The sequence below is a fragment of the Clostridium sp. CM74B_53 genome, assembly GCF_036318045.1.
Lineage (GTDB): Bacteria > Bacillota > Clostridia > Lachnospirales > Lachnospiraceae > Pilosibacter.
Genome location: NZ_JAWQDE010000006.1, coordinates 174,686 through 193,915, shown reverse-complemented (window position 1 = coordinate 193,915; position 19,230 = coordinate 174,686). Strand labels below are relative to the sequence as shown.

The following is a 19,230-nucleotide window of genomic DNA, read 5'->3' as shown; positions in this document are numbered from 1 at the left end:
AATCATCAACTACAAGCCACGATCATCCAGCGCTGCTATGTTAGGCTCCGCAAAATTACCGACTTTAGCTTAAAATAATCCATTTTCAGGAGGAATCTTCCATGAATTCTTACGCACTGATCGACCTGCACTGTGACACTCTCACAGACTGCATCTACAAGAACTCCGACCCGGACACTCTGGATGACCCGGGTCGCGTTCTTTCTTTATCCGCGATCCCGGCCGATGTCCACTGGGCACAGTTCTACGCGGTATTCATTCCTGACGAATACCGCGGGCAGGCCGCGATCGATTACTATGAGACGAACCGGGATAACTTCAACCGGCAGATGAAGAAATTCTGTGACCGCGTCACTCCCTGCCACACCGCTTCCGATATGAAGGCTGCGTGGAATTCCGGCAAAACCGCAGCCTTTTTGACCATCGAAAACGGCTCCGCGCTTGCCGGTAACATCACCCGCGTAAAAAAGCTTGCGGATGATGGCGTCCGCTGCATGACGCTCACCTGGAACGGCGAAAACGAACTCGGTTCCGGTCATACGACCACACACGGCATGACAGATTTTGGCAGACAGGCTGTCCATGAGATGGAAGACTGCGGAATTCTCGTCGATGTCTCCCACTTAAATGATGCCGGATATGCCGATCTCTTTGAGACCGCCCGCCGTCCGTTCGTCGCGACCCACTCCAACGCCAGAGCTGTCTGCTCCCACAAGAGAAATCTCACGGACGACATGATCCGCGAAATGGTCCGCCGCGGCTGCCTGATCGGTCTCAATTACTGTAAAAGCTTCATCACCGACGGCGGCACCGGCGATTCCCCGGAGGACCTCTATCGCCACATCGAGCACTTTTTCAATCTCGGTGCATACAAAAATCTCGCCCTCGGCTCCGATTTCGACGGTGCGACTCTCCCTACATACCTGAACAGTCCTGAAAAAGCAGCTGCGCTGTATGAATATTTCCTTGATCAGGGGATGTCAACAGAACTGGCTGAAGGGATCCTGTTCCGGAATGCGGAGGAGTTTTTCGAGAAGAATCTGTAAAATGTGCAAGGCTGAAATGCAGGAGTCTCCTGCATTTCAGTTTTACATATAACACATATAAAATGTTTCTTAAACATTTTCGTTTTCTATTGCAATTCTTATCAGGGTAGCTTACACTATTGCTCACCATCTTCTGAATCCTCTGGTCCTATAATCTTGTATCGCATAAATTTTCTACATTCCTTTTAATTTCTTTTTTATACAATCATTACTTCTAAACATGACATCCATATTATCTATTTCACTTTATTTATCAAAGTCACTTTATAACATTTGTTTTCTGTTTGACATGTACATGCAAAACAGGTATAATTGAGGTACATAAATATGATAAAAAACTTCGCAGATAAAGAAACTGAAAAAATCTATAATCAGGAATTTTCAAAGAAACTACCACAGTCCATTCAGAGAATTGCTCTGAGAAAACTAATCATGATCGACAATGCTACTTCCCTAGAAGATTTAAGAATTCCTCCTGCCAATCATCTGGAATTGCTTCATGGAAATCGCGAAGGGCAATACAGCATTCGAATTAATGCACAATACCGCATCTGTTTTAGAATTATAGGAAATGATTTTTTTGACCTCGAAATAGTTGATTACCATTCATGATCATCACATAGTTTAAAATGAAAGGAGATCTTTTTATGCCAAACTATATCACAACTCCAACCATCAGCGAAATTTTAATCGAAGAGTTTATGAAACCCTACGGCATTTCCGCCTACCGCCTCGCGCAGGATATCCATGTCCCTGTCTCCAGGATCCAGGACATTCTGCATGACCGCCGTAAGATCACCGCAGATACTTCTCTCCGCCTCGCCAAGTATTTCGGTGTGTCTGACAAATATTTTCTGGATATCCAGACCGATATCGATATCAGAAATCTCAAACTGTCTGAACAGGAAGAACTCGATTCCATTCCCGTCTGCCCGACGATGGTCTGATTTCCAAAACGTTGTTACTCCGGTTTTCAGATTAGCCCGTATATAAAAAAGGGACAGTCCAAAGAGTATACTGTGCTTCATGCGTCAGGTTTTAAAATCTGACTTCTAAGGCAATATCCTCTTCAGGCTGTCCCCTTTTCGTTTCTTCTTAATTATCTCACATAATGGATCCTGCTCTGATCAAACCGATCCTGCTGGGTGCGTTCCTCAGCCGGATAGCCCATTGCGAAGATTCCGAATGCGCGCTGTCCTTCCGGGATCCCGACAATCTCTTCGACCTCTTTCATGCGGTCCTCACGCGGTGCAACACCGAGCCATACGCCGCCGAGTCCGATCTCATCAGCTGCAAGCCACAGGTTCTCCATCGCGATGCTCATGTCGATGTGTGCAAACTCCGGCAATTCGCAGTCCTCGCGATATGCACTCACGATCGCAACCGGTGCGTTTCCTGCCGGACCCGAGAACGGGCTGGACTCTCCAAGCTTCTTTAATACCTCACGGTTCTGGATCACATAGAACTCCCACGGCTGCTGGTTCTTTGCCGACGGGGCTGCCATCGCCGCTTCCAGGATATATCCGATATCCTCACTGGAAACTGCTTCGTCTTTGAATTTTCGAATACTTACACGGTGAAATAAATCTGCCATCTTAAGACCTCATTCCTTTCCTGTTATATCATCGGCATGATTCGCTGCCATGACAGTATCATTCAGACTTTGGGAATCTGAAGACTCCCGCCATGAAAAGCAGCAAATATCCGCCTTTTTTATTTCCGGCTTTTATCGATCCTACTTTACCTGTCGCTGATCGCCTCAGCCTTATTCCTCTAATTTCTTGATCTCCAGCGGAAAGCTCACATCTTCGGAATCCATATAGACAACTCCAACCTTCGCACCGCTGTCTCCGCCTAAAGCATCTTCATCCATCGGGCAGCCATCTTTCATAAATCCCATCTCGGTTCCATCCGCTGTCACCATGGTAAATGTGCTCATCGCGTTGGCGGTCGTTGTTCCTTCCGCATATGCGATCGTCCAGTCATCATCGCCCGGAGCCGCGATCACCAGCTCAACATCTTTCAGCTGATCGCTGTCATGAAGTTCCTCTCCGATATATCCGATCGCTACAACACTGTCATCCGCGATCTCCGTCTCCACATCATGGATATTTTCCGTTGCGAGCGTATATTCCGCACCGTCATCAGTCTTTACAGTGAAAGTGCCCTTTTCAGAATCCGTCTTTACGATGACACCCTGAAGGAGATGATAATTCTTCAGTATCTCCGCGTCATCCGATGTCTCACTCTCAGCAGGAGACGTACTTTCTGTCTCCGTACTCTGTTCTGCTGTTGTTTCCACAGTTACCGTGGTCTCTGCCGTATCTGCCTTCTGACAGCCAGCCGCCAGAGCAACGCTCACTCCCAATATGCCCATGTACAAATATGTTTTTTTCATCGTGGTCTCCTCTCTGCAAGCTGCACATTATTATACCATGTTTTGAGAGGCATATCAATCCGGTTGGGTTTCTATTCTATCAAAACAAGCGGCAGTCCCACCACACATGGTCCTGCCGCTCTTTCTTATTTCTTATTCTTTTTTCTTTTATTTTACTTTCCGCGCCTCTACGATCGACATTCCCTGCCGGATCAGATCTTCCATTTTGGCTTCACGGGCATTGATCTTTGCTGCCTCTGCGAGGACTTCCTGGATCCGGCCGCCGGGAACCACGACAGCGCCTGTGCTGTCCATAAGGATCAAATCTTCCGGAAGGATCTGGACGCCTCCGATCATGACCGGAATATTAACGCCGACTGTCTCGATATCCCGCGCACTCTTTACCGGGCATGTTCCCGCGCAGTATGCCGGAAATCCAAGTTCTGCGACCTCGTCCGCATCTCTCAGGCAGCCGTTCGTCAGTTCTCCGGAAACTCCGCGCGTTTTTGCCCGCAGAGCAAGGAGCGCACCGCCTGTGCTGACATTCTGAATTCCTGCCATATCGATCACGAGCATATCATACGGCTTTGTCTCTGTATCGATAATTCCGCCCTGACGTGCCTGATTTTTTCCGTCATACGCCGTACTGCGGCGTGCCTGGCGGATCGTAAGCGCAAAACCTGCTGCTTTCTCCTGTTTCGGATCGATCGCATGAAGTCCGATCACTGCACCCCTCCGGATTCCCAGATTATCCATCGCGTCAGAAATATTTCCGGTCGGGTATTTCAGAATTTCCTCTATGATCTTCTTCTTTTCTTCCAGTTCCATAAATGTAACCTTCTTTCCGTCTCTTAGAATTTTCCAGTCATCTTTCTGACATCCGGAACCATATCCAGTTCCATCAGACTTGCATAGATCGCATCTGCATGTTCCTCTCCGACTCTCGGGATCATGATCTCCTTATATTTTCCTGTTACGTCCCCGAATGTCTCATCGATATCGATCTCATGACCAAGAAGATAGGTCGTATTGGTTGCATGCGTTCCGTCTTTAAAGTAGATCGTTGCTCTTCCGCCTCTGGACGGGGTAAATTCATCACTTCCCACGAGCTCCATGCGTTTTAACAGATACTGTACCTGCGGATTCTTTACGTTCGACATCCTGCCTCTGGCCCAGTCGTTCCTGCAGGCTCTGAACCGGAAGTATGATTTCAAAAAATATCTCTCTCCTCTCTCCGCAAAAATGATGCAGGATTACAACTGGCCGGGAAATATCCGTGAACTCAGAAACATCATCGAGCGTGCCGTCATTATCAGCAATGAGGATGAGATCGGTCCTGATGCACTCCACTTATTTCCGGTAAAGGAACGCCCGGAGACAAAGTCGAGAGTCCTGGATCCCGTGAAGGACTTAAAGACTGCTATGGAAGAGCTGGAACTGGAATATATCAACCATGCCTACGAAAAGTACGGAAACGTCCGTGAGGCCGCAGAGAGCCTCGGAATGACACCCTCAACGTTCGTTCGGAAGAGACAGAAATATACGAAAGGTGCGGATTGATAGATGGAAAGCCCAATGTTTATCTGGTTTTGAGGCTGCAAATGTGATATATTGATGATATCTGAGCAAAGGTATCATGTACCTGTGGACTGCCACAGGCAGCCCTCAAACCAATGATTCTGAAAGGGGTATCACTATGAAAAAAATCGGCGCGATTACTGTCGGCCAGTCTCCCAGAGTTGACCTGATTCCTGAGATCCAGCCCATCCTCGGAGACTCGGTTGAGATCATTCAGGCCGGAGCACTGGACGGACTTTCAAAGGGAGAGATCGCAAAGTTTGTTCCGCGTCCCGGTGAAAACGTCCTTGTGTCCAGACTCACGGACGGAACCTCAGCAACATTCGGAGAATCCTACATTCTTCCCCGCCTGCAGCTTTGCATTGACGATCTCGAACAGCAGGGCGTTTCTCTGATCCTTTTCCTCTGCACCGGAGAATTTCCGGCTGAATTTCACTCCAATGTCCCTCTTGTCTTCCCTGACCATATCTTAAAGGGACTGATCCCGGCCATCGGCGTAAAAAATCTGTCGGTCATCATTCCTACAAAGGCGCAGGAGGAACAGATGCCCGGAAAGTGGAAAGACTGCTGTGACTCTCTCCACGTGACCTCTGTATCCCCATACGGTGATCCTCTCGCTGTTTTTGCAGCTGCAAAGGAGATCCCCGCTGATACGGATCTGATCCTTTTAGACTGCATCGGATACACCATCGAAATGAAGGAGCGTATCCAGGCTCTGACCCAGAAGCCAGTCCTTCTTTCCCGTACTCTCGTAGCCCGGGTGATTCGTGAATTAGTCTAATGTTTTTTCCCACTTCATTTTCCAAGGGATTTTCAGTATCTCCTGTTTCCAATACTGTTCCGGTTATCGGGCCAAAACAGCCGAATATCCTGGCATCTCAAGGCGCTGCCTGCAATATAGGATCAAAGAGTACCATATCTCATCGCAATCTCACTATGATGAAAGCTGAATCTTTCGCAAGAGTCCCAGAAATAAAGAAATGCCTGTCCTTCTCCGAAAAATTTCCGGTAAAGGACAGGCATTCTTATATGGTCACATAATTTCTAATTCACTGCGGTTCGTTCACTGCCAATATTCTTATCTCTCCCCGGCGCGGTACTTCGCCAACAGGCGGTTGATTCTTCCTGTCGGGTTTAAGAGATCGCTCAAGGATGCGTCGTGGTTCAAGTTGTCGATGATAAGAGCAATGTACTTACTCATGTCAACATTGATATAGTACGGTTTTGAGAGCAGCTCCGGTGTCTGATAGATAAGGTTTGTCGTCAGGACGCGGTCGATGATGCCATTCTCGTAGTACTCATCAAATTTCTTTAATCCGCCTGTAAAGAGACCGAATGTCGTGCAGATGAAGACCTTTCTTGCCTTCATTCTCTTTAACTCTTTGGCGGTGTCGAGCATGCTCTCACCGGAAGAGATCATATCATCAACGATGATCACTTCTTTGCCCTCCACGCTTGCGCCGAGGAACTCATGGGCAACGATTGGGTTGCGGCCGTTGATGATCTTTGTGTAGTCACGTCTCTTGTAGAACATACCGAGATCCAGTCCGAGAACATTTGCGAAGAAGACTGCGCGTCCCATACCGCCTTCATCCGGGCTGATGACCATCATGTGGTCACTGTCGATCTCAAGCTCCTTCTCGTTCTTTAACAGGTATTTGATAAACTGGTAGATCGGCTGTACCGTCTCAAAGCCCTTTAATGGGATCGCATTCTGGACGCGCGGATCATGCGCATCGAACGTAATGATGTTCTCAACGCCCATGTCAACGAGCTCGCGGAGCGCCATCGCGCAGTCTAAGGACTCACGACCGGTTCTCTTATGCTGACGGCTCTCATAGAGGAACGGCATGATCACATTGATCCTTCTGCCCTTTCCGCCTACGGCTGCGATCACACGCTTTAAATCCTGATAGTGGTCATCCGGAGACATGTGGTTCTTTAAGCCGTTCATCGTGTATGTCATATTATAATTGCAGACATCTACCATAATATAGAGGTCATCACCGCGGACAGACTCTGTCAGCTCTCCCTTTGCCTCACCAGAGCCGAAACGCGGAGTCTTTGCGCCGATAATATAGGAATCTTTCTGGTATCCAGCAAAAGCGATCGTGGTCTTATGCTCGCTCTCTCTTTCTTTTCTCCACTCGACCAGCCAGGCATCTACCTTCTTACCCAGATCCTCACAGCTTTTCAGCGGAATCAGACCTAATGGTCCAACCGGTATTGTCTCAATCTGCTTTTCTTCGTACAGCATTCCTGTTCCTCCCTGATAATTTTCATTTTTTGATATTTTCCGCCGCATCCGGATCCTGCGTTTCCGGATTTCCCCTTCATTTTTGCGGCATCTGGATCACTTCCGCCCGCTTTCTCTGCAGAATCCAACCGGGCATTCGCGATACATCTCATTTATAGCACCAACCATCCATACCGTCAACCGGATTTCCGACCCGTTCTGACAGGATTTCCCATTTTCCGATTAATTTTATCCGGCATCTGGATCCGGCACCTCACAATGCTGTTTTCTCACAGCGCCAGCTCCGCTTTTCCTGAAGCTTTATCAGCCTCTCCGCACAAATCCTCTTCTCACCAGGCGGAGATCGTCACCGATCAGCGGTATGATCTTATACTTGCTCATGATCCTCGAAGTCACGCGCTCCGTGAATGCATCCTGGAGTTCCCCCAGTGTCAGGTTTGTGGAGATGATCGTTCCCTTGTTCCGGTTCAGGCGCTCATTCACACAGTAGAACATCTGCGACGCCGTAAAGGTATTGATCAGCTCCGTTCCCAGATCATCGATGATCAGAAGGTCACAGTCCAGGATATAAGCGGCCCGGTCCTTCGCCTCATCGTCATCATTTCCATTAAACCGGCTGCCCGCCAGAATATCGAACATATCCGTCGCTGTCAGATAGACAACGGAATAGTACCTGCGGATCAGTTCTCTCGCGATGCAGTTGCTCAAAAACGTCTTACCACAGCCGGTATTTCCGGTAAACAGGATACTTTCCTTTTCATTTTTGAAGTTTTCCACATACTCTTTGCATTCCCTGATCATCATGGACATATAGTCGTAGACGGTCATTCCCGTCTTCTCATCCACATGGGTCCTGTCATAGTATTCCATGGACAGGGTATCAAAATTCTCGCGCTCCAGGACTTCGCGGATATTGGACTGATCGTAAAGGATCTCAATTTCCATATGCCGGAAACAGTGGCATTTCTTTCCATCTGCATAGCCCGTATCCTTACAATCCGGGCAGACATACTGGAGTTCCAGATAATCTGCCGGATATCCGTTCTGTTTTAAATAGAGCGCTTTCTGCTCCTTTAAGAATTCCGCGTCCTTTTTCAGCTGGTCCGCTGCCGCCCGGTCACCGGCAAGGAGCTTTCTCGCCGCCTGGGCCATCGTCGCCGCAAGCTCGTCGGACAGCGCCTCTACCTGCGGAATCTTTTCAAAAACTTCAGCAACCCGCTGATCCTGGTCCCGCTTATCCTGAAACTGTCTCTGGTTGTAGACCCGCATGATCGCATCATACTGGGAATTACTGAGTGCCATCCGCACTTCCTCCTTCTTTTCCAGGTCGATCCCGTCCCCGGGATTTTTCCTTCCTGCCTGTCTTTTCCATGTGCCGCGCAGCAAGTGCGCTCATCTGCCGGAAAGTTACTTTCTGCTTTTTATATCCGCCCAGACATAATCATCATAATTATAGGACCGCTGCTCAAAATTATTGAAGCGGTTTGAGGACGTGTTCCGGTTCTGCTTCGGTGCTGCCGTGGATTTCTTCGCCTGCTTTTCCTGACGGCGTTTATCCAGGGCTGCGACGTCCTGTAAGGTCCTCACGCCGTTTTCTTTCCAGCCCGTGAGGATTTTATCCGCATACGGGAAACTCGCCGATCCTGTGGCCGTGAGCGTCCTGTTGCATGCCTCCGTGACGATCGCGGAATCGAAGCCAAATTCCTTAAACCAGCGGCGCATAAATTCCTGCTCCGCAGTTCCGGGAATCCTTCCCATGATGCCGAATGCTTTCTTAACCGCAGACATATCTTTTGAGTATCTTATAGAGTATTCTCGCGCCTCATCCTTAGTATGAATTCCTTCCTCATACCATTTTAAAGCTACTTTCTCTATGTAGCGAATGCTCGTGTGGCCGCCTTCAGCACAGTATTCCGCGAGATATTCGAGAAGCTCGCATGACATGTGCAGTACATCGTAAAAGTAGGCAAATTTCTCACATTCGATCGCGCTGAATGTCTTTCCGAGATACTGCTGAACCGCGTAGAGAAGCGCGGAGAATTCCTCATCGGAGGAAAGGCGTTTCATACGGTCGTAACTGTTTCCTGCATCCGGGATCGCAGGTTTTTCCATGGACGGCACATCCTGGGATGCCCCTTCGTCCATCGGAACCTCCGCCCCTGATTTCTGTCCGTTCATTTCTCCCCGTCCGGGCGCAGATCCCGCATTCTGACGGTTTTCTGCGAACCTCGCGCCTGAATTTTCTGTCTCTTCTGCCATCTCCCGCGTCACCGCAGTCTCCTGCTCTTCCACGGATTCTCTTTCCGGTGCAAGGACACCGGTCCGCTCCCAGTATGCCAGAGCGCGGCGGACATCCGCCTCTGTGTGGTTCAGCGCATCCGCGATATCCGGGATCTCTATGTTCTCACCTTCATGGCGCAGAAGATACAGATACACTTTTACATATTCTCCGCTGGCTGTCCCCATATATTCGTCGATAAAAGTATTGGAAACGGCGGTCACCGCCGCATTGATGTTGTTTTTATAGCCCAAGCTCATTCTTTTCACCCTTTATATTCACGTTACAGTACGCGGGCACTTCAGTGCCCGCGCACTGTAACAGGATTTTGCCGATGCTTCGCATTCCAAATCGGCAAAATCCGCGACCACAACGGTATCATACGGAATTTTCAGTTCAGAAAATTCCTACCCGTGCAAAGTAACATATTCACGTCCTATCTGCAAATATCATACCATACGCCCTAAAAAAATGAAATAGCCGGAATTATCCACTACTCTAATTGTGGATAATGTGGATAACGTGGATAAACGCATTACATAACTGTCAAAAAAGCTCTTAAAATCCCCATAATTCCTTATTTTTCCCGGCTTTCCGGCATTTCCCGATTTTCAGTTATGTAAATCAAAAAATCCACAGGGTCTTCAACAGATTTCTGTTGAAAACTCTGTGGATAATGTGGATAACTTACTGTCCAAGGAGCTTTTCGCCCACTTTTACAATATCTCCGGCCCCCATAGTTATCAACAGGTCGCCGTTGACACAATTTTCAAGAAGGAATGTCTCGATCGCGTCGAAACTCGGGAAATAGTGGGTATCCGTCCCCAGCGCGGCAATCTTTTCCGCCAATGTCCCAGAGCTGATTCCCAGATTGTCCGTCTCCCGGGCTGCATAGATGTCCGCGAGAACCACATGGTCCGCTGCGGATAAGGACTTCGCGAAGTCATCCATCAGCGCCTTGGTTCTCGTATATGTATGCGGCTGGAAGACGCACCAGATCTCACGGTGCGGGTAATTTTTCGCCGCTGCCAGAGTCGCCGCGATCTCCTGCGGATGATGCGCGTAGTCATCAATGACGGTCACGCCGCCGATCATGCCTTTTTTCTCAAATCTGCGGTGTGTACCCGTAAATCTTAAGAGTCCGTTCCTGATCCCATCGCCGCGGATTCCCAGCTCGTGAGCCGCTGCGATGGCCGCCAGGGAATTGTATACATTGTGGATCCCCGGTACACCGAGAGTAATCGTGTCAATGGCTTTTCCGTCCTCTAAAAGAGTATAGGTTGCGCAGGCATTCTCGTTGAATGTCACGTCTGCGGCGCTGTAATGGCTCTTTTCCGGGTCGCTTCCGACGGTGATCACCTTGATCGGAAGTCCGTCGCAGATCTCTCTGTAGTCACGGATATCGCTGTTGATGATGAGGATTCCGTTTTCCGGGAGAAGTTCCGCAAATCTGCGGAATGAATGGCGGATATCTTCGATATCTTTAAAGAAATCGAGATGGTCTGCTTCTATATTTAATATGATCTCCATATTCGGGAAAAAGGACAGGAAGCTGTTTGTATACTCGCAGGCCTCTGTCACGAAAAGTTCCGGTCCGCCGACACGGATATTTCCGCCGATGGAGTCCAGCATTCCGCCGACGGAGATCGTCGGGTTCTTCTTTTCATCCATCAGGATCTCAGTCAGCATGGAAGTTGTCGTTGTCTTTCCGTGGGTTCCGGACACAGCGATGGATTTCTCATAGTTTTTCATGAGCTGTCCGAGAAGCTCCGCTCTGGAGAGGATCGGGAGATTCTTTGCCGCTGCCGCCGCGTACTCCGGGTTATCCGGGTGAACCGCCGCTGTGTATACAACAGCGTCGATATCGTCGGTAATGTTCTCCGCCCGCTGCCCGTAGACGATCTTTGCGCCGTGGGCGGTGAGCTTGTCGGTGAGCTCGGACTCATGGGCATCAGAGCCGCTTACTGTGAATCCTCTCTCCAGCAGGATCTCAGCCAGTCCGCTCATGCTGATTCCGCCAATGCCGATAAAGTGAATATGTTCTGGTTTATTAAAATCGATTTGATACATCGCAGTCTCCTTTCGGATATTTGATCTCTATTTTAGATATTTTTATACTGTGTACATTTAAGCACATAAAAAATATGTGCTTAAATATGCACGGTCTTTTACACATGATATCACAAAAGCAAAAGAAAATCTATCCTCGTGGAAAAATTAACATGCGGCGAAATTCACGCAGATCTTTTCTTTTCTGTGCAGCACTTTCTATATAAAAAGGGCGTGTGAAAAAATGAGAAATCATTTGGCCCTTCTTTTTTATAGGCTATGTTTTTTCACAGCCCCTCGCGCGGTCACTTGCGACAATCTACATCTTCGCGCGAGTGCGCATCTTTGGCACGTTAGTGCCTTTTTATGGAACAGGGAATTTCTCGAAATTTCCTGTTCCATAAAAAATCCCGCATCTACTGGATTTTTCATCCAACAGATACGGGATCACTAATTTTACGCTGCAGCTTTTCCAAAAATCACATGCTGATACCGGATCAGAACGGATAACAGGATCTGACCAAGAAGACCGATAGCCAGGATCTCTCCGATTCCGACTGTGATCGTGGAAAACCAGATCATGTCCTCAGAACCGTATGCGAAGCGGAGCACCCACGGAACAATGATCATGTTCGCGAGGATCGGCGGAACAGATACCAGATAGCGGTTTTTCCGGAGCAGGTAAGAACCTACCGCACCGATCAGGGTCGCAATACTTCCAAAGATCACATCGAGAGCCGCCGCGCCGCCAAGAAAGTTGGCAAGCAGGCATCCGATAAAGAGTCCCGGAATTGCCGCCGGGGTAAAGTACGGAAGTACGCAGAGAAGCTCAGAGATCCTAAACTGGATCGGTCCAAAGCTGATCGGCAGGAACACCATCGTCAGCACCACATAGATCGCCGCGATAGCCGCCCCGTATACAAGTGTCAGTACCGGGCTGTTTGTTGCGTTGTTTTTCATATTCAGTTTCTCCTTTAGTTTTGTTTTACGAGTGGAAGGTCACGAACACTCGATTCATTTTCGCGCAGCAATGAGTCAGGCGGACATGCTCGCATGTACATCTGACGAATGCCGCGGAAGGCATATACTGCAAGTATATGACCTTACGCCGGGAATCGGCGAAAGCCCTTTAAGACCTTGGTTTTTGCGGGCTTAGCAACGTTTGAAAGTATATCACTGCCTTTCTAAGATTTCAAGTTAAAAATTCAATTTTTCCAGAAGATAAATGGGTACGGTCTCTATTTTTCCTTCCTGCCCCCCTAACGTATCACCTTTCAAATACAATAAACAATCAGCTTTTCCCGATTCCAATACTTTTTTTGCCGTATTTCCAATATGTTTTCCAGTTTTCACTTCTATTGCATATCTCCGGGAGGACTTCAGACCTTGTACCACAAAATCTACTTCTCCACCCTTAAAAGTCGCAAATGCTGGCATTTCAAAGGCAATTTCTTCTGGAAAATCCTGCCGCTTCTTCAAATTAATATATACAAAGTTTTCACTCAGCATGCCTGCAATTTCTGTTTGTGCAGCCCCAACTCGCGCCATATAATAACTTGCTAATCCCAGATCCATAAAATAACATCTGCATCCTGGTTTAAAATTTAGAATGTCCATTTCTATAATTTTCCCACAAAATCCAATTACGCCGCAAAAACGTAACCAACTAATTGCCCGGTTGCAGACTGCCTTACTAATATTGCTGGAATAGTCTCTTGTTACCAATTTTTGAAGTTCTTCACTGATACTATCTTCTTCAAGTCCCTTTTTTTCTCTGCCAAGTATCCTGCAAATTGAAAGAAAAATATCCGTAAATACCTGGGTGTCAAGAACATCTGTAAAATAACGAATTGATTCATTCATAAAGGTATCAATGATTCTAATCAATTCACTCCGTGCTCGCTCTATACTTTTCGAATTTAAGTATTCACGAACAACAGATGGATAACCACCAATTTGACAATATATATCATACCATGATTTTAATTCTGCCCCTGTCACTGAATCCAGTTTTTTTCCAAGCAGCTTATATTTTTCAAATAGATCCGTATCCGCTGCTTCCAGAAATTCTTCATATGATAAGGTATAGATTTGAATACTTGTAACATCCCCACTTGAATACCGAAATTCCGGTTCATAGATTCTTCCAAGATAGCTGCCTGTAACAATAAAGCGGCACCGAAACTGTCGTGTGAATTCACGAATTCGGTTATAAATTTCTGCTGACTCTTGAATTTCATCTATGATAATAACGGTGTCCTCTGTGTCTGAAAAATTTTCATCAAACAGACGAAATGCATCATGTAGCGGAGCTTGAGGGCGCGGTCCCTCTCCCGGCTGCCAATCGCATGCCTTTTGATAGCAGGAAAGGAACTGTTCTCCGCTCAGTTCAAATAAGTTTATATACACTTTATGACTAAAATTTTCATCTGCAAATTTGTTAATGATATACGTCTTTCCTACCTGCCTCGCACCATTAACCTCTAGTGTCGTATGACAATTGTCATTTTTCCATTTGAGTAATGTCTGGTAAACATGCCTTTTAATATCCATACATTCACTTCCTATTTTAATTTTATTGGCTTTCCCTTCTTCAGCTGCTTTCATATTTAACAGGTTATATTTTTTTGTACTCAACAGGAGTATAATTTCCTATTACCACTGCTGCATTGAGTGCTGCCAATTTTACAAGAGCGGATACTGACAATTTTTTATCTTCCCAAAACAATTCCATAGGAATATAAAATTCCGGGAAAAATTCTCTTGAATTTGAATGCCAATAGCCATATTTTCTCGCAAACACAGGAGCTGCCTCATATTCCAAGTTAAATGCATTTCTATGAGTCTCATCTCCGCCTGATCTTCCCCGCGTCAAAGAAAGCACAAATGCACAAATCCAAACAGCAGCAAACTCTTCTTCCTTTTCACAAGAACATAACAAGGCAGCCGTTCTAATTGTTCCTTTGCTCCACCCTGCTTCAATTTCCATTCGTCCTGAAGTTAGGGCCGCTACATCAGATTCAATAGATTCCTTCTCTCTTTCTTTTTCAATCCAGTTGAAGCTGTAACACGGTCCAAATCGCGGTTTAGAAATTTCTGTTTTTAAACAGTACTTTTGAGCTGATAAAACAGGAAATTTACACATTTCCCATTTCCAGACTTTATAAATGTCTTCCCATTTCATTGTATCATTTTTATTCATACTATCTCCCTAAATCTTACACTATCTCTTATTCATTATCCATATAAAATTGCTGTTCATTCCAATGCGTGAAAAAATACGGATGATCTTCCTCTAAATTACTATTGGAATATAAAAAAGTAATAATATCTTCATCATCAAACATGTCAAAAACCCAGTCCTCTGAATAGCCCAAATTTTTACTATCTGTTGCTACCCGTTCATCGCTGACTTCCATAAACGCCATTGCTTCCTCATTACATAAATAAATAATGAGTTCTTCCATAACTGTATGTGCTTTAACCATTCTCCCAGTACTTAAACTTCTGCGCAAATGAACAAGTGTACATTTCATTTGATAAAGAAAATCATACGTATATCTCATCAGAAACTGTGCAGGAAGATCCATCTTAATAAACGATGTGTTTAATTGACCAATATGAGAACCCACAGGCATAGATGCAAGATCTGATAGATCCTGTTCAATATAATCAAGCAGGACATCACTGCCTACGGCAAAAGACACAGCTGCTTTAACTCCATAGTTATCTGCTAAAAACTGTGACCATGCTTCATGTCCCTTGTATTCTTCAATCAAATTTTTCCCCGGCTCACTGCCTGCATTGTCAGGAAAACTGCGCCAGTTTAGAGCCTTACAAATTCCTTTACATTTATCTTTTCGAATAGAGCCTCCTGATTCATAGCGGCACCAGGTTTTTACACCTACGCCCGCTCGCGAAGCCGCTTCTTCAATTGTGAGTCTAAGTTCATTGCGCCTGACTTTTATTTTTTTTCCAAGATCCTCATTGCTTAATATTGTTTTAGGAGCCATATTCACTTTCCTCCTTGGTATTTATTGACATGTTATTATATAGTCATTATGTCATTATATATTATGATTGTCAAGTTAAAATTCTCCTCAACTATAAAAGACCTCCATTCCCAATTGACATTTCCCTACTCATCTGCTATGCTGAATACCGTTAGTTAGCTACAGCTAATTGAAAGGAGTTTTACTTTGACATATTTATGGATCAATCCGGTATCGGAGAGGATGATCTCGGGGGCGGCGCTTGAGGGGCTGCTTCGGAGGCATCAGCTGACACGGGTCACCTGCCAGGGGGACTGGGGCGAGATCGTGCTTCGGAAGTACCGGGAGCTTTTGGAACATGCAGATGGAACTTTTGCGGACGCGAGATGTCCGGCAGCGGTATCTCTGGTACATTCCCTGCAGCCTGAAATCCGGATCGCGGATATTGAGCCGATCCTGATCCACTGTGCGAGAGAACTGGCAGAACGTCCGGATCTTGCGAACGGTGAAAAGATCATCACAACGCCATGCCGGATCTTAGCCGACATGGGAAATAAGTTGGAATTAAAAGACACTCATTTTGTACCATGGAACCGCTTTCTCGCATCGATCGGCGAACCGATGGAACCCGCGCCGGACGCAAGCCCGATCCCACCGGGATTCTTTAAGAATCTGCCGTTTTCCGTTGTCAGCCGATCCGGCCGTCCGGCTATTGAGTCCTATGTGACCGGAAATGACTGGAAAAGCGCAAAGCTGATCGAGCTTTTGTACTGTGTTCAGGGCTGCCACAGAGGAGATGGAGTGCGATGAATCAAAAATTTAAAAAATATTTCCCGCCGCTGATCGGCATCCTTGCGGTCTTTGCCGTCTGGTATATCGTCTGCCGCGCAGGCATCTTAAGTTCCTATGTGCTCCCGTCCCCGGGGCGGGTCTTCCAGAGCTTCTGCAAAATGCTGCAAAGCGGTGAACTCTTCCGTGACTTAAGGATCAGCTTCCTGCGCGTTGGAAAAGGCTTTGTAATCGCCTTTATCCTGGCATTTGCCTTCGGCATGCTGCGGGCGATGATTCCGGCCTCCGCAGGTTACTATGAGTACCTGGTGCAGTTCTTCAAGAACGTACCGCCGCTCAGCATGATCCCGCTACTTATTTTATGGTGCGGAATCGGCGAAACTACAAAAACGGTCATCATCGTTCTGGCCTCCTTTTTCCCGATGTATTTAAACATCGTCAAGGGATTTACGGGCTGTGACCGGAAGCTTCTGGAGGTTGGAACCATGTTTGGCTACACAGAACGCCAAAAATTTTTCCGCATCATGCTGCCCTACGCCATGGCGGACATTCTCGTAGGAATGCGCATCGGTCTGGGCTACAGCTGGCGCGCTATCATCGGTGCGGAGATGGTCGCAGCGTCCACCGGTCTGGGACACATGATCCTGTTTGCCCAGCAGATGTCCCGGACCGACAAGGTCATCGTCGGCATCTTCACCATCGGCATCGCAGGTTATCTGACAGACCGGATCTTCGGTCTTCTCATCAGCATCTTTCTGAAAGGAGCCGGTGAAAATGGCTGGAATTAGATTAAAAGACATTCATAAAACATATCAGGTTGACGGCCGGACGTTTCCTGTCTTAAACGGCGTCGATCTCGAAATCCCGGAAGGAAAGATCACCGTGATCTTAGGTCAGAGCGGCTGCGGAAAAACGACTCTGCTGCGGCTCACCGGCGGTCTGGAATCCGCCGACAGCGGTGAGGTTCGCTGGGACGGCGCCCACAAGACCGCCTTTGTGTTCCAGGAACCGCGGCTCATGCCATGGCTCAATGTCTGGAACAATATTATTTTCGGTTTGAAGAAAAATCAGGTCGATCAGGAGAAGATCCAGGACATCGTCTCCACGGTGAACCTGTCCGGCTTTGAAAAGGCATACCCATCACAGCTTTCCGGCGGCATGCAACAGCGCGCGGCTATCGCGCGGGCACTGGCATATGAACCGACCTTCATCCTGATGGATGAACCATTTGCGGCTCTCGACTATTTCACGAGGGAACAGATGCAGAGGGAACTTCTCCGCGTTCAGCAGAAGGAACATTCCAGCATCATGTTCGTGACCCACAGCATCGACGAAGCACTGATCCTGGGTGACCAGATCGTTGTGATCGAAAAAGGTCTCGTGAAACATGTCTATCCGGTAAAGGCAGCGGCCGGAGCGCGGAATCTGCTGGATGAGGAGTTTATTGCGCTCAAGAGAGAGATTATAGAGCAGTTGAATTTTCTTAATTAGATATATTTTATATAAAATTCAATTTAACAAAGTCAGGGACACCTCTGCATTGCATAAGCAATGGGCGGGGACTTACTTATATCGGGATGGAGCAAGCCATCTCTGACAAGTTGCGCAACAGCTATTTGATTATGAACAAGCAACAAAAGCAGATTGCGAATATCTCTTGACTTCTTATGGATATCCGCCTGCAACTCAGGCATATCACATACATTTAATTTTCTACTTATTATGAGGAGGACAACACAAAATGAAAAAACTGATCGCATTAGGACTTGCGGCGTGCATGACATTTTCCCTTGCGGGCTGCTCCGGATCCACAAGCAAAGAGACAGAGGCTGCTTCTGCAGCAGAGACAACCGCAGCTGCTTCCACAGAAGCGGAAACTTCCGCTGCAGCATCTGACACAGCGACTTCCATCGACAAACTCACCGTTACTTATGTGACATCCCCGTTAAACGTACCGACCATCATCGAAAAAGACCAGGGAATCTTCGAGAAAGAGCTCGGCGTTCCGGTTGAGTATGCAGAGCTTACTTCCGGTGCTGACCAGACACAGGCTCTTGCTTCCGGCGATGTTCAGGTTCTTTACGCAGTAGGCGCAACTTCCGTGATCCTTTCTGCTGCAAACGGCGCTGACATCAAGGTGTTAAACATGTATAGCCGTTCCCCGAAGGCATTCTGCATGTACTCCAAAGATGAGACTCTGACAACTCCGGAGAGCTTAAAGGGCAAGACGATCGCAGGACCGACCGGTACCAACCTTCATGAGCTCCTTGTCTCCTACCTTGCTCAGGCAGACATGACTCTTGACGATGTAAATTATGTAAACATGACCATCCCGGACGCAAAGGCAGGTCTTGACGGCGGCAGCGTTGATGTTGCCCTGCTCGCAGGCGCAACTGCTTACAACGCAGAACAGCAGGGCTACCACCTCGTTGCAGACGGTGAAGGCCTGATCAGCGCCCTGATCGCTGTTGCAACAACCCAGAAGTTCTACGATGAGCATCCGGATGTCATCGAGAAATTAAATGCTGCACAGGACGAGATCGCATCCTACATGTCTGACAGCCAGGACGAGACCATGGAGACTGTTGCCGCAGCTCTTGACCTCGACGTGGACGCTGTAAAAGAGATGTACGGCTACTACGATTTCTCCACAGAGATCACCGACGCCGACAAAGAAGGTTTCCAGAAGACTGCTGACTTCATGTATGAGTCCGGCATGATCGAGAACGAGCTGGATGTGAATACGCTGTTTATCCAGTAAGATGTTCTCTGTTTGATATTCTGTTGGCATCTTATTTTATTTCACACGTTTATCGAAAATAACCGCTCCTGTTTTCTAAGGACAGGGGCGGTTATTTTTGTTT

The 19,230-nt window shown here is 47.2% G+C and carries 21 protein-coding genes; 9 read left to right on the top strand and 12 right to left on the bottom strand.

Annotation, left to right across the window (positions count from 1 at the left end; translation table 11 throughout):
- Positions 1–101 precede the first annotated feature (101 nt).
- From V2546_RS07520 to V2546_RS07510, 3 genes are all read left to right on the top strand, one after another.
- On the top strand, positions 102–1,046 hold the full coding sequence (locus V2546_RS07520; protein WP_329751974.1) for a membrane dipeptidase: 945 nt from the start codon (positions 102–104) through the stop codon (positions 1,044–1,046).
- A gap of 327 nt (positions 1,047–1,373) precedes the next feature.
- On the top strand, positions 1,374–1,658 hold the full coding sequence (locus V2546_RS07515; RefSeq protein ID WP_215703484.1) for a type II toxin-antitoxin system RelE/ParE family toxin: 285 nt from the start codon (positions 1,374–1,376) through the stop codon (positions 1,656–1,658).
- 35 nt (positions 1,659–1,693) lie between these two features.
- Positions 1,694–1,993, top strand: coding sequence for a HigA family addiction module antitoxin (locus tag V2546_RS07510; RefSeq protein ID WP_118531525.1), 300 nt, complete (start codon positions 1,694–1,696; stop codon positions 1,991–1,993).
- Positions 1,994–2,145: 152 nt separating this feature from the next.
- On the opposite strand, the gene V2546_RS07505 is transcribed toward V2546_RS07510, so the two are convergent.
- The 4 genes from V2546_RS07505 to V2546_RS07490 form a co-directional block, all read right to left on the bottom strand.
- Positions 2,146–2,640, bottom strand: coding sequence for a nitroreductase family protein (locus tag V2546_RS07505; RefSeq protein WP_118531523.1), 495 nt, complete (start codon positions 2,638–2,640; stop codon positions 2,146–2,148).
- Between the two features lie 171 nt (positions 2,641–2,811).
- Positions 2,812–3,444, bottom strand: a complete 633-nt coding sequence (locus tag V2546_RS07500; protein WP_329751973.1) for a hypothetical protein — start codon at positions 3,442–3,444, stop codon at positions 2,812–2,814.
- 147 nt (positions 3,445–3,591) lie between these two features.
- The gene (locus V2546_RS07495; protein WP_329751972.1) at positions 3,592–4,251 is read right to left on the bottom strand and encodes an RraA family protein; all 660 of its coding nucleotides are present in this window, start codon (positions 4,249–4,251) and stop codon (positions 3,592–3,594) included.
- Positions 4,252–4,274: 23 nt separating this feature from the next.
- Positions 4,275–4,583: a hypothetical protein gene (locus V2546_RS07490; protein WP_329751971.1), complete on the bottom strand. Its 309-nt coding sequence runs from the start codon at positions 4,581–4,583 to the stop codon at positions 4,275–4,277.
- On the opposite strand from V2546_RS07490, the gene V2546_RS07485 reads away from it, so the two are divergent.
- Together V2546_RS07485 and V2546_RS07480 are read left to right on the top strand one after the other, a co-directional pair.
- Positions 4,537–4,983 carry an AAA-type ATPase lid domain-containing protein gene (locus tag V2546_RS07485; RefSeq protein WP_215701864.1) on the top strand — a complete coding sequence of 149 codons (447 nt, stop codon included), beginning with the start codon at positions 4,537–4,539 and terminating at the stop codon, positions 4,981–4,983. The genes V2546_RS07490 and V2546_RS07485 overlap by 47 nt on opposite strands.
- 136 nt (positions 4,984–5,119) lie before the next feature.
- Positions 5,120–5,782, top strand: coding sequence for an AroM family protein (locus V2546_RS07480; RefSeq protein WP_329751969.1), 663 nt, complete (start codon positions 5,120–5,122; stop codon positions 5,780–5,782).
- Positions 5,783–6,079: 297 nt separating this feature from the next.
- Here the strand turns inward: V2546_RS07480 and V2546_RS07470 are convergent, their stop codons facing one another.
- The 8 genes from V2546_RS07470 to V2546_RS07435 form a co-directional block, all read right to left on the bottom strand.
- Complete coding sequence (locus V2546_RS07470) at positions 6,080–7,258, bottom strand: ribose-phosphate pyrophosphokinase (protein WP_329751968.1); 1,179 nt, start codon at positions 7,256–7,258, stop codon at positions 6,080–6,082.
- Positions 7,259–7,561: 303 nt separating this feature from the next.
- Positions 7,562–8,560, bottom strand: a complete 999-nt coding sequence (locus V2546_RS07465) for an ATP-binding protein (protein ID WP_118531606.1) — start codon at positions 8,558–8,560, stop codon at positions 7,562–7,564.
- 105 nt (positions 8,561–8,665) lie between these two features.
- A complete protein-coding gene (locus V2546_RS07460; protein WP_243022289.1) occupies positions 8,666–9,796 on the bottom strand; it encodes a DnaD domain protein in 1,131 nt (376 codons plus the stop codon).
- Positions 9,797–10,223: 427 nt separating this feature from the next.
- The gene (gene murC, locus V2546_RS07455; protein ID WP_118531507.1) at positions 10,224–11,606 is read right to left on the bottom strand and encodes a UDP-N-acetylmuramate--L-alanine ligase; all 1,383 of its coding nucleotides are present in this window, start codon (positions 11,604–11,606) and stop codon (positions 10,224–10,226) included.
- 435 nt (positions 11,607–12,041) lie between these two features.
- Positions 12,042–12,545 carry a QueT transporter family protein gene (locus tag V2546_RS07450; RefSeq protein WP_117503557.1) on the bottom strand — a complete coding sequence of 168 codons (504 nt, stop codon included), beginning with the start codon at positions 12,543–12,545 and terminating at the stop codon, positions 12,042–12,044.
- Positions 12,546–12,782: 237 nt separating this feature from the next.
- Entirely contained in the window at positions 12,783–14,222 is a 1,440-nt protein-coding gene (locus V2546_RS07445; protein ID WP_486463573.1) for an ATP-binding protein, read from the bottom strand.
- Positions 14,203–14,787, bottom strand: coding sequence for a hypothetical protein (locus tag V2546_RS07440; protein ID WP_215701886.1), 585 nt, complete (start codon positions 14,785–14,787; stop codon positions 14,203–14,205). Before V2546_RS07440 ends, V2546_RS07445 begins: the two co-directional genes overlap by 20 nt.
- A 28-nt stretch (positions 14,788–14,815) precedes the next feature.
- On the bottom strand, positions 14,816–15,598 hold the full coding sequence (locus V2546_RS07435) for a helix-turn-helix domain-containing protein (RefSeq protein WP_215701887.1): 783 nt from the start codon (positions 15,596–15,598) through the stop codon (positions 14,816–14,818).
- 186 nt (positions 15,599–15,784) lie between these two features.
- On the opposite strand from V2546_RS07435, the gene V2546_RS07430 reads away from it, so the two are divergent.
- From V2546_RS07430 to V2546_RS07415, 4 genes are all read left to right on the top strand, one after another.
- Complete coding sequence (locus V2546_RS07430; RefSeq protein ID WP_329751967.1) at positions 15,785–16,387, top strand: hypothetical protein; 603 nt, start codon at positions 15,785–15,787, stop codon at positions 16,385–16,387.
- Positions 16,384–17,154 (top strand): ABC transporter permease, encoded by a 771-nt coding sequence (locus V2546_RS07425; RefSeq protein ID WP_329751966.1) that lies wholly within the window; start codon positions 16,384–16,386, stop codon positions 17,152–17,154. Before V2546_RS07430 ends, V2546_RS07425 begins: the two co-directional genes overlap by 4 nt.
- Positions 17,141–17,857 carry an ABC transporter ATP-binding protein gene (locus V2546_RS07420; RefSeq protein ID WP_215701890.1) on the top strand — a complete coding sequence of 239 codons (717 nt, stop codon included), beginning with the start codon at positions 17,141–17,143 and terminating at the stop codon, positions 17,855–17,857. The genes V2546_RS07425 and V2546_RS07420 overlap by 14 nt, the downstream gene beginning before the upstream one ends.
- Before the next feature lie 250 nt (positions 17,858–18,107).
- The gene (locus V2546_RS07415; protein WP_329751965.1) at positions 18,108–19,127 is read left to right on the top strand and encodes an NrtA/SsuA/CpmA family ABC transporter substrate-binding protein; all 1,020 of its coding nucleotides are present in this window, start codon (positions 18,108–18,110) and stop codon (positions 19,125–19,127) included.
- Positions 19,128–19,230: the final 103 nt, after the last annotated feature.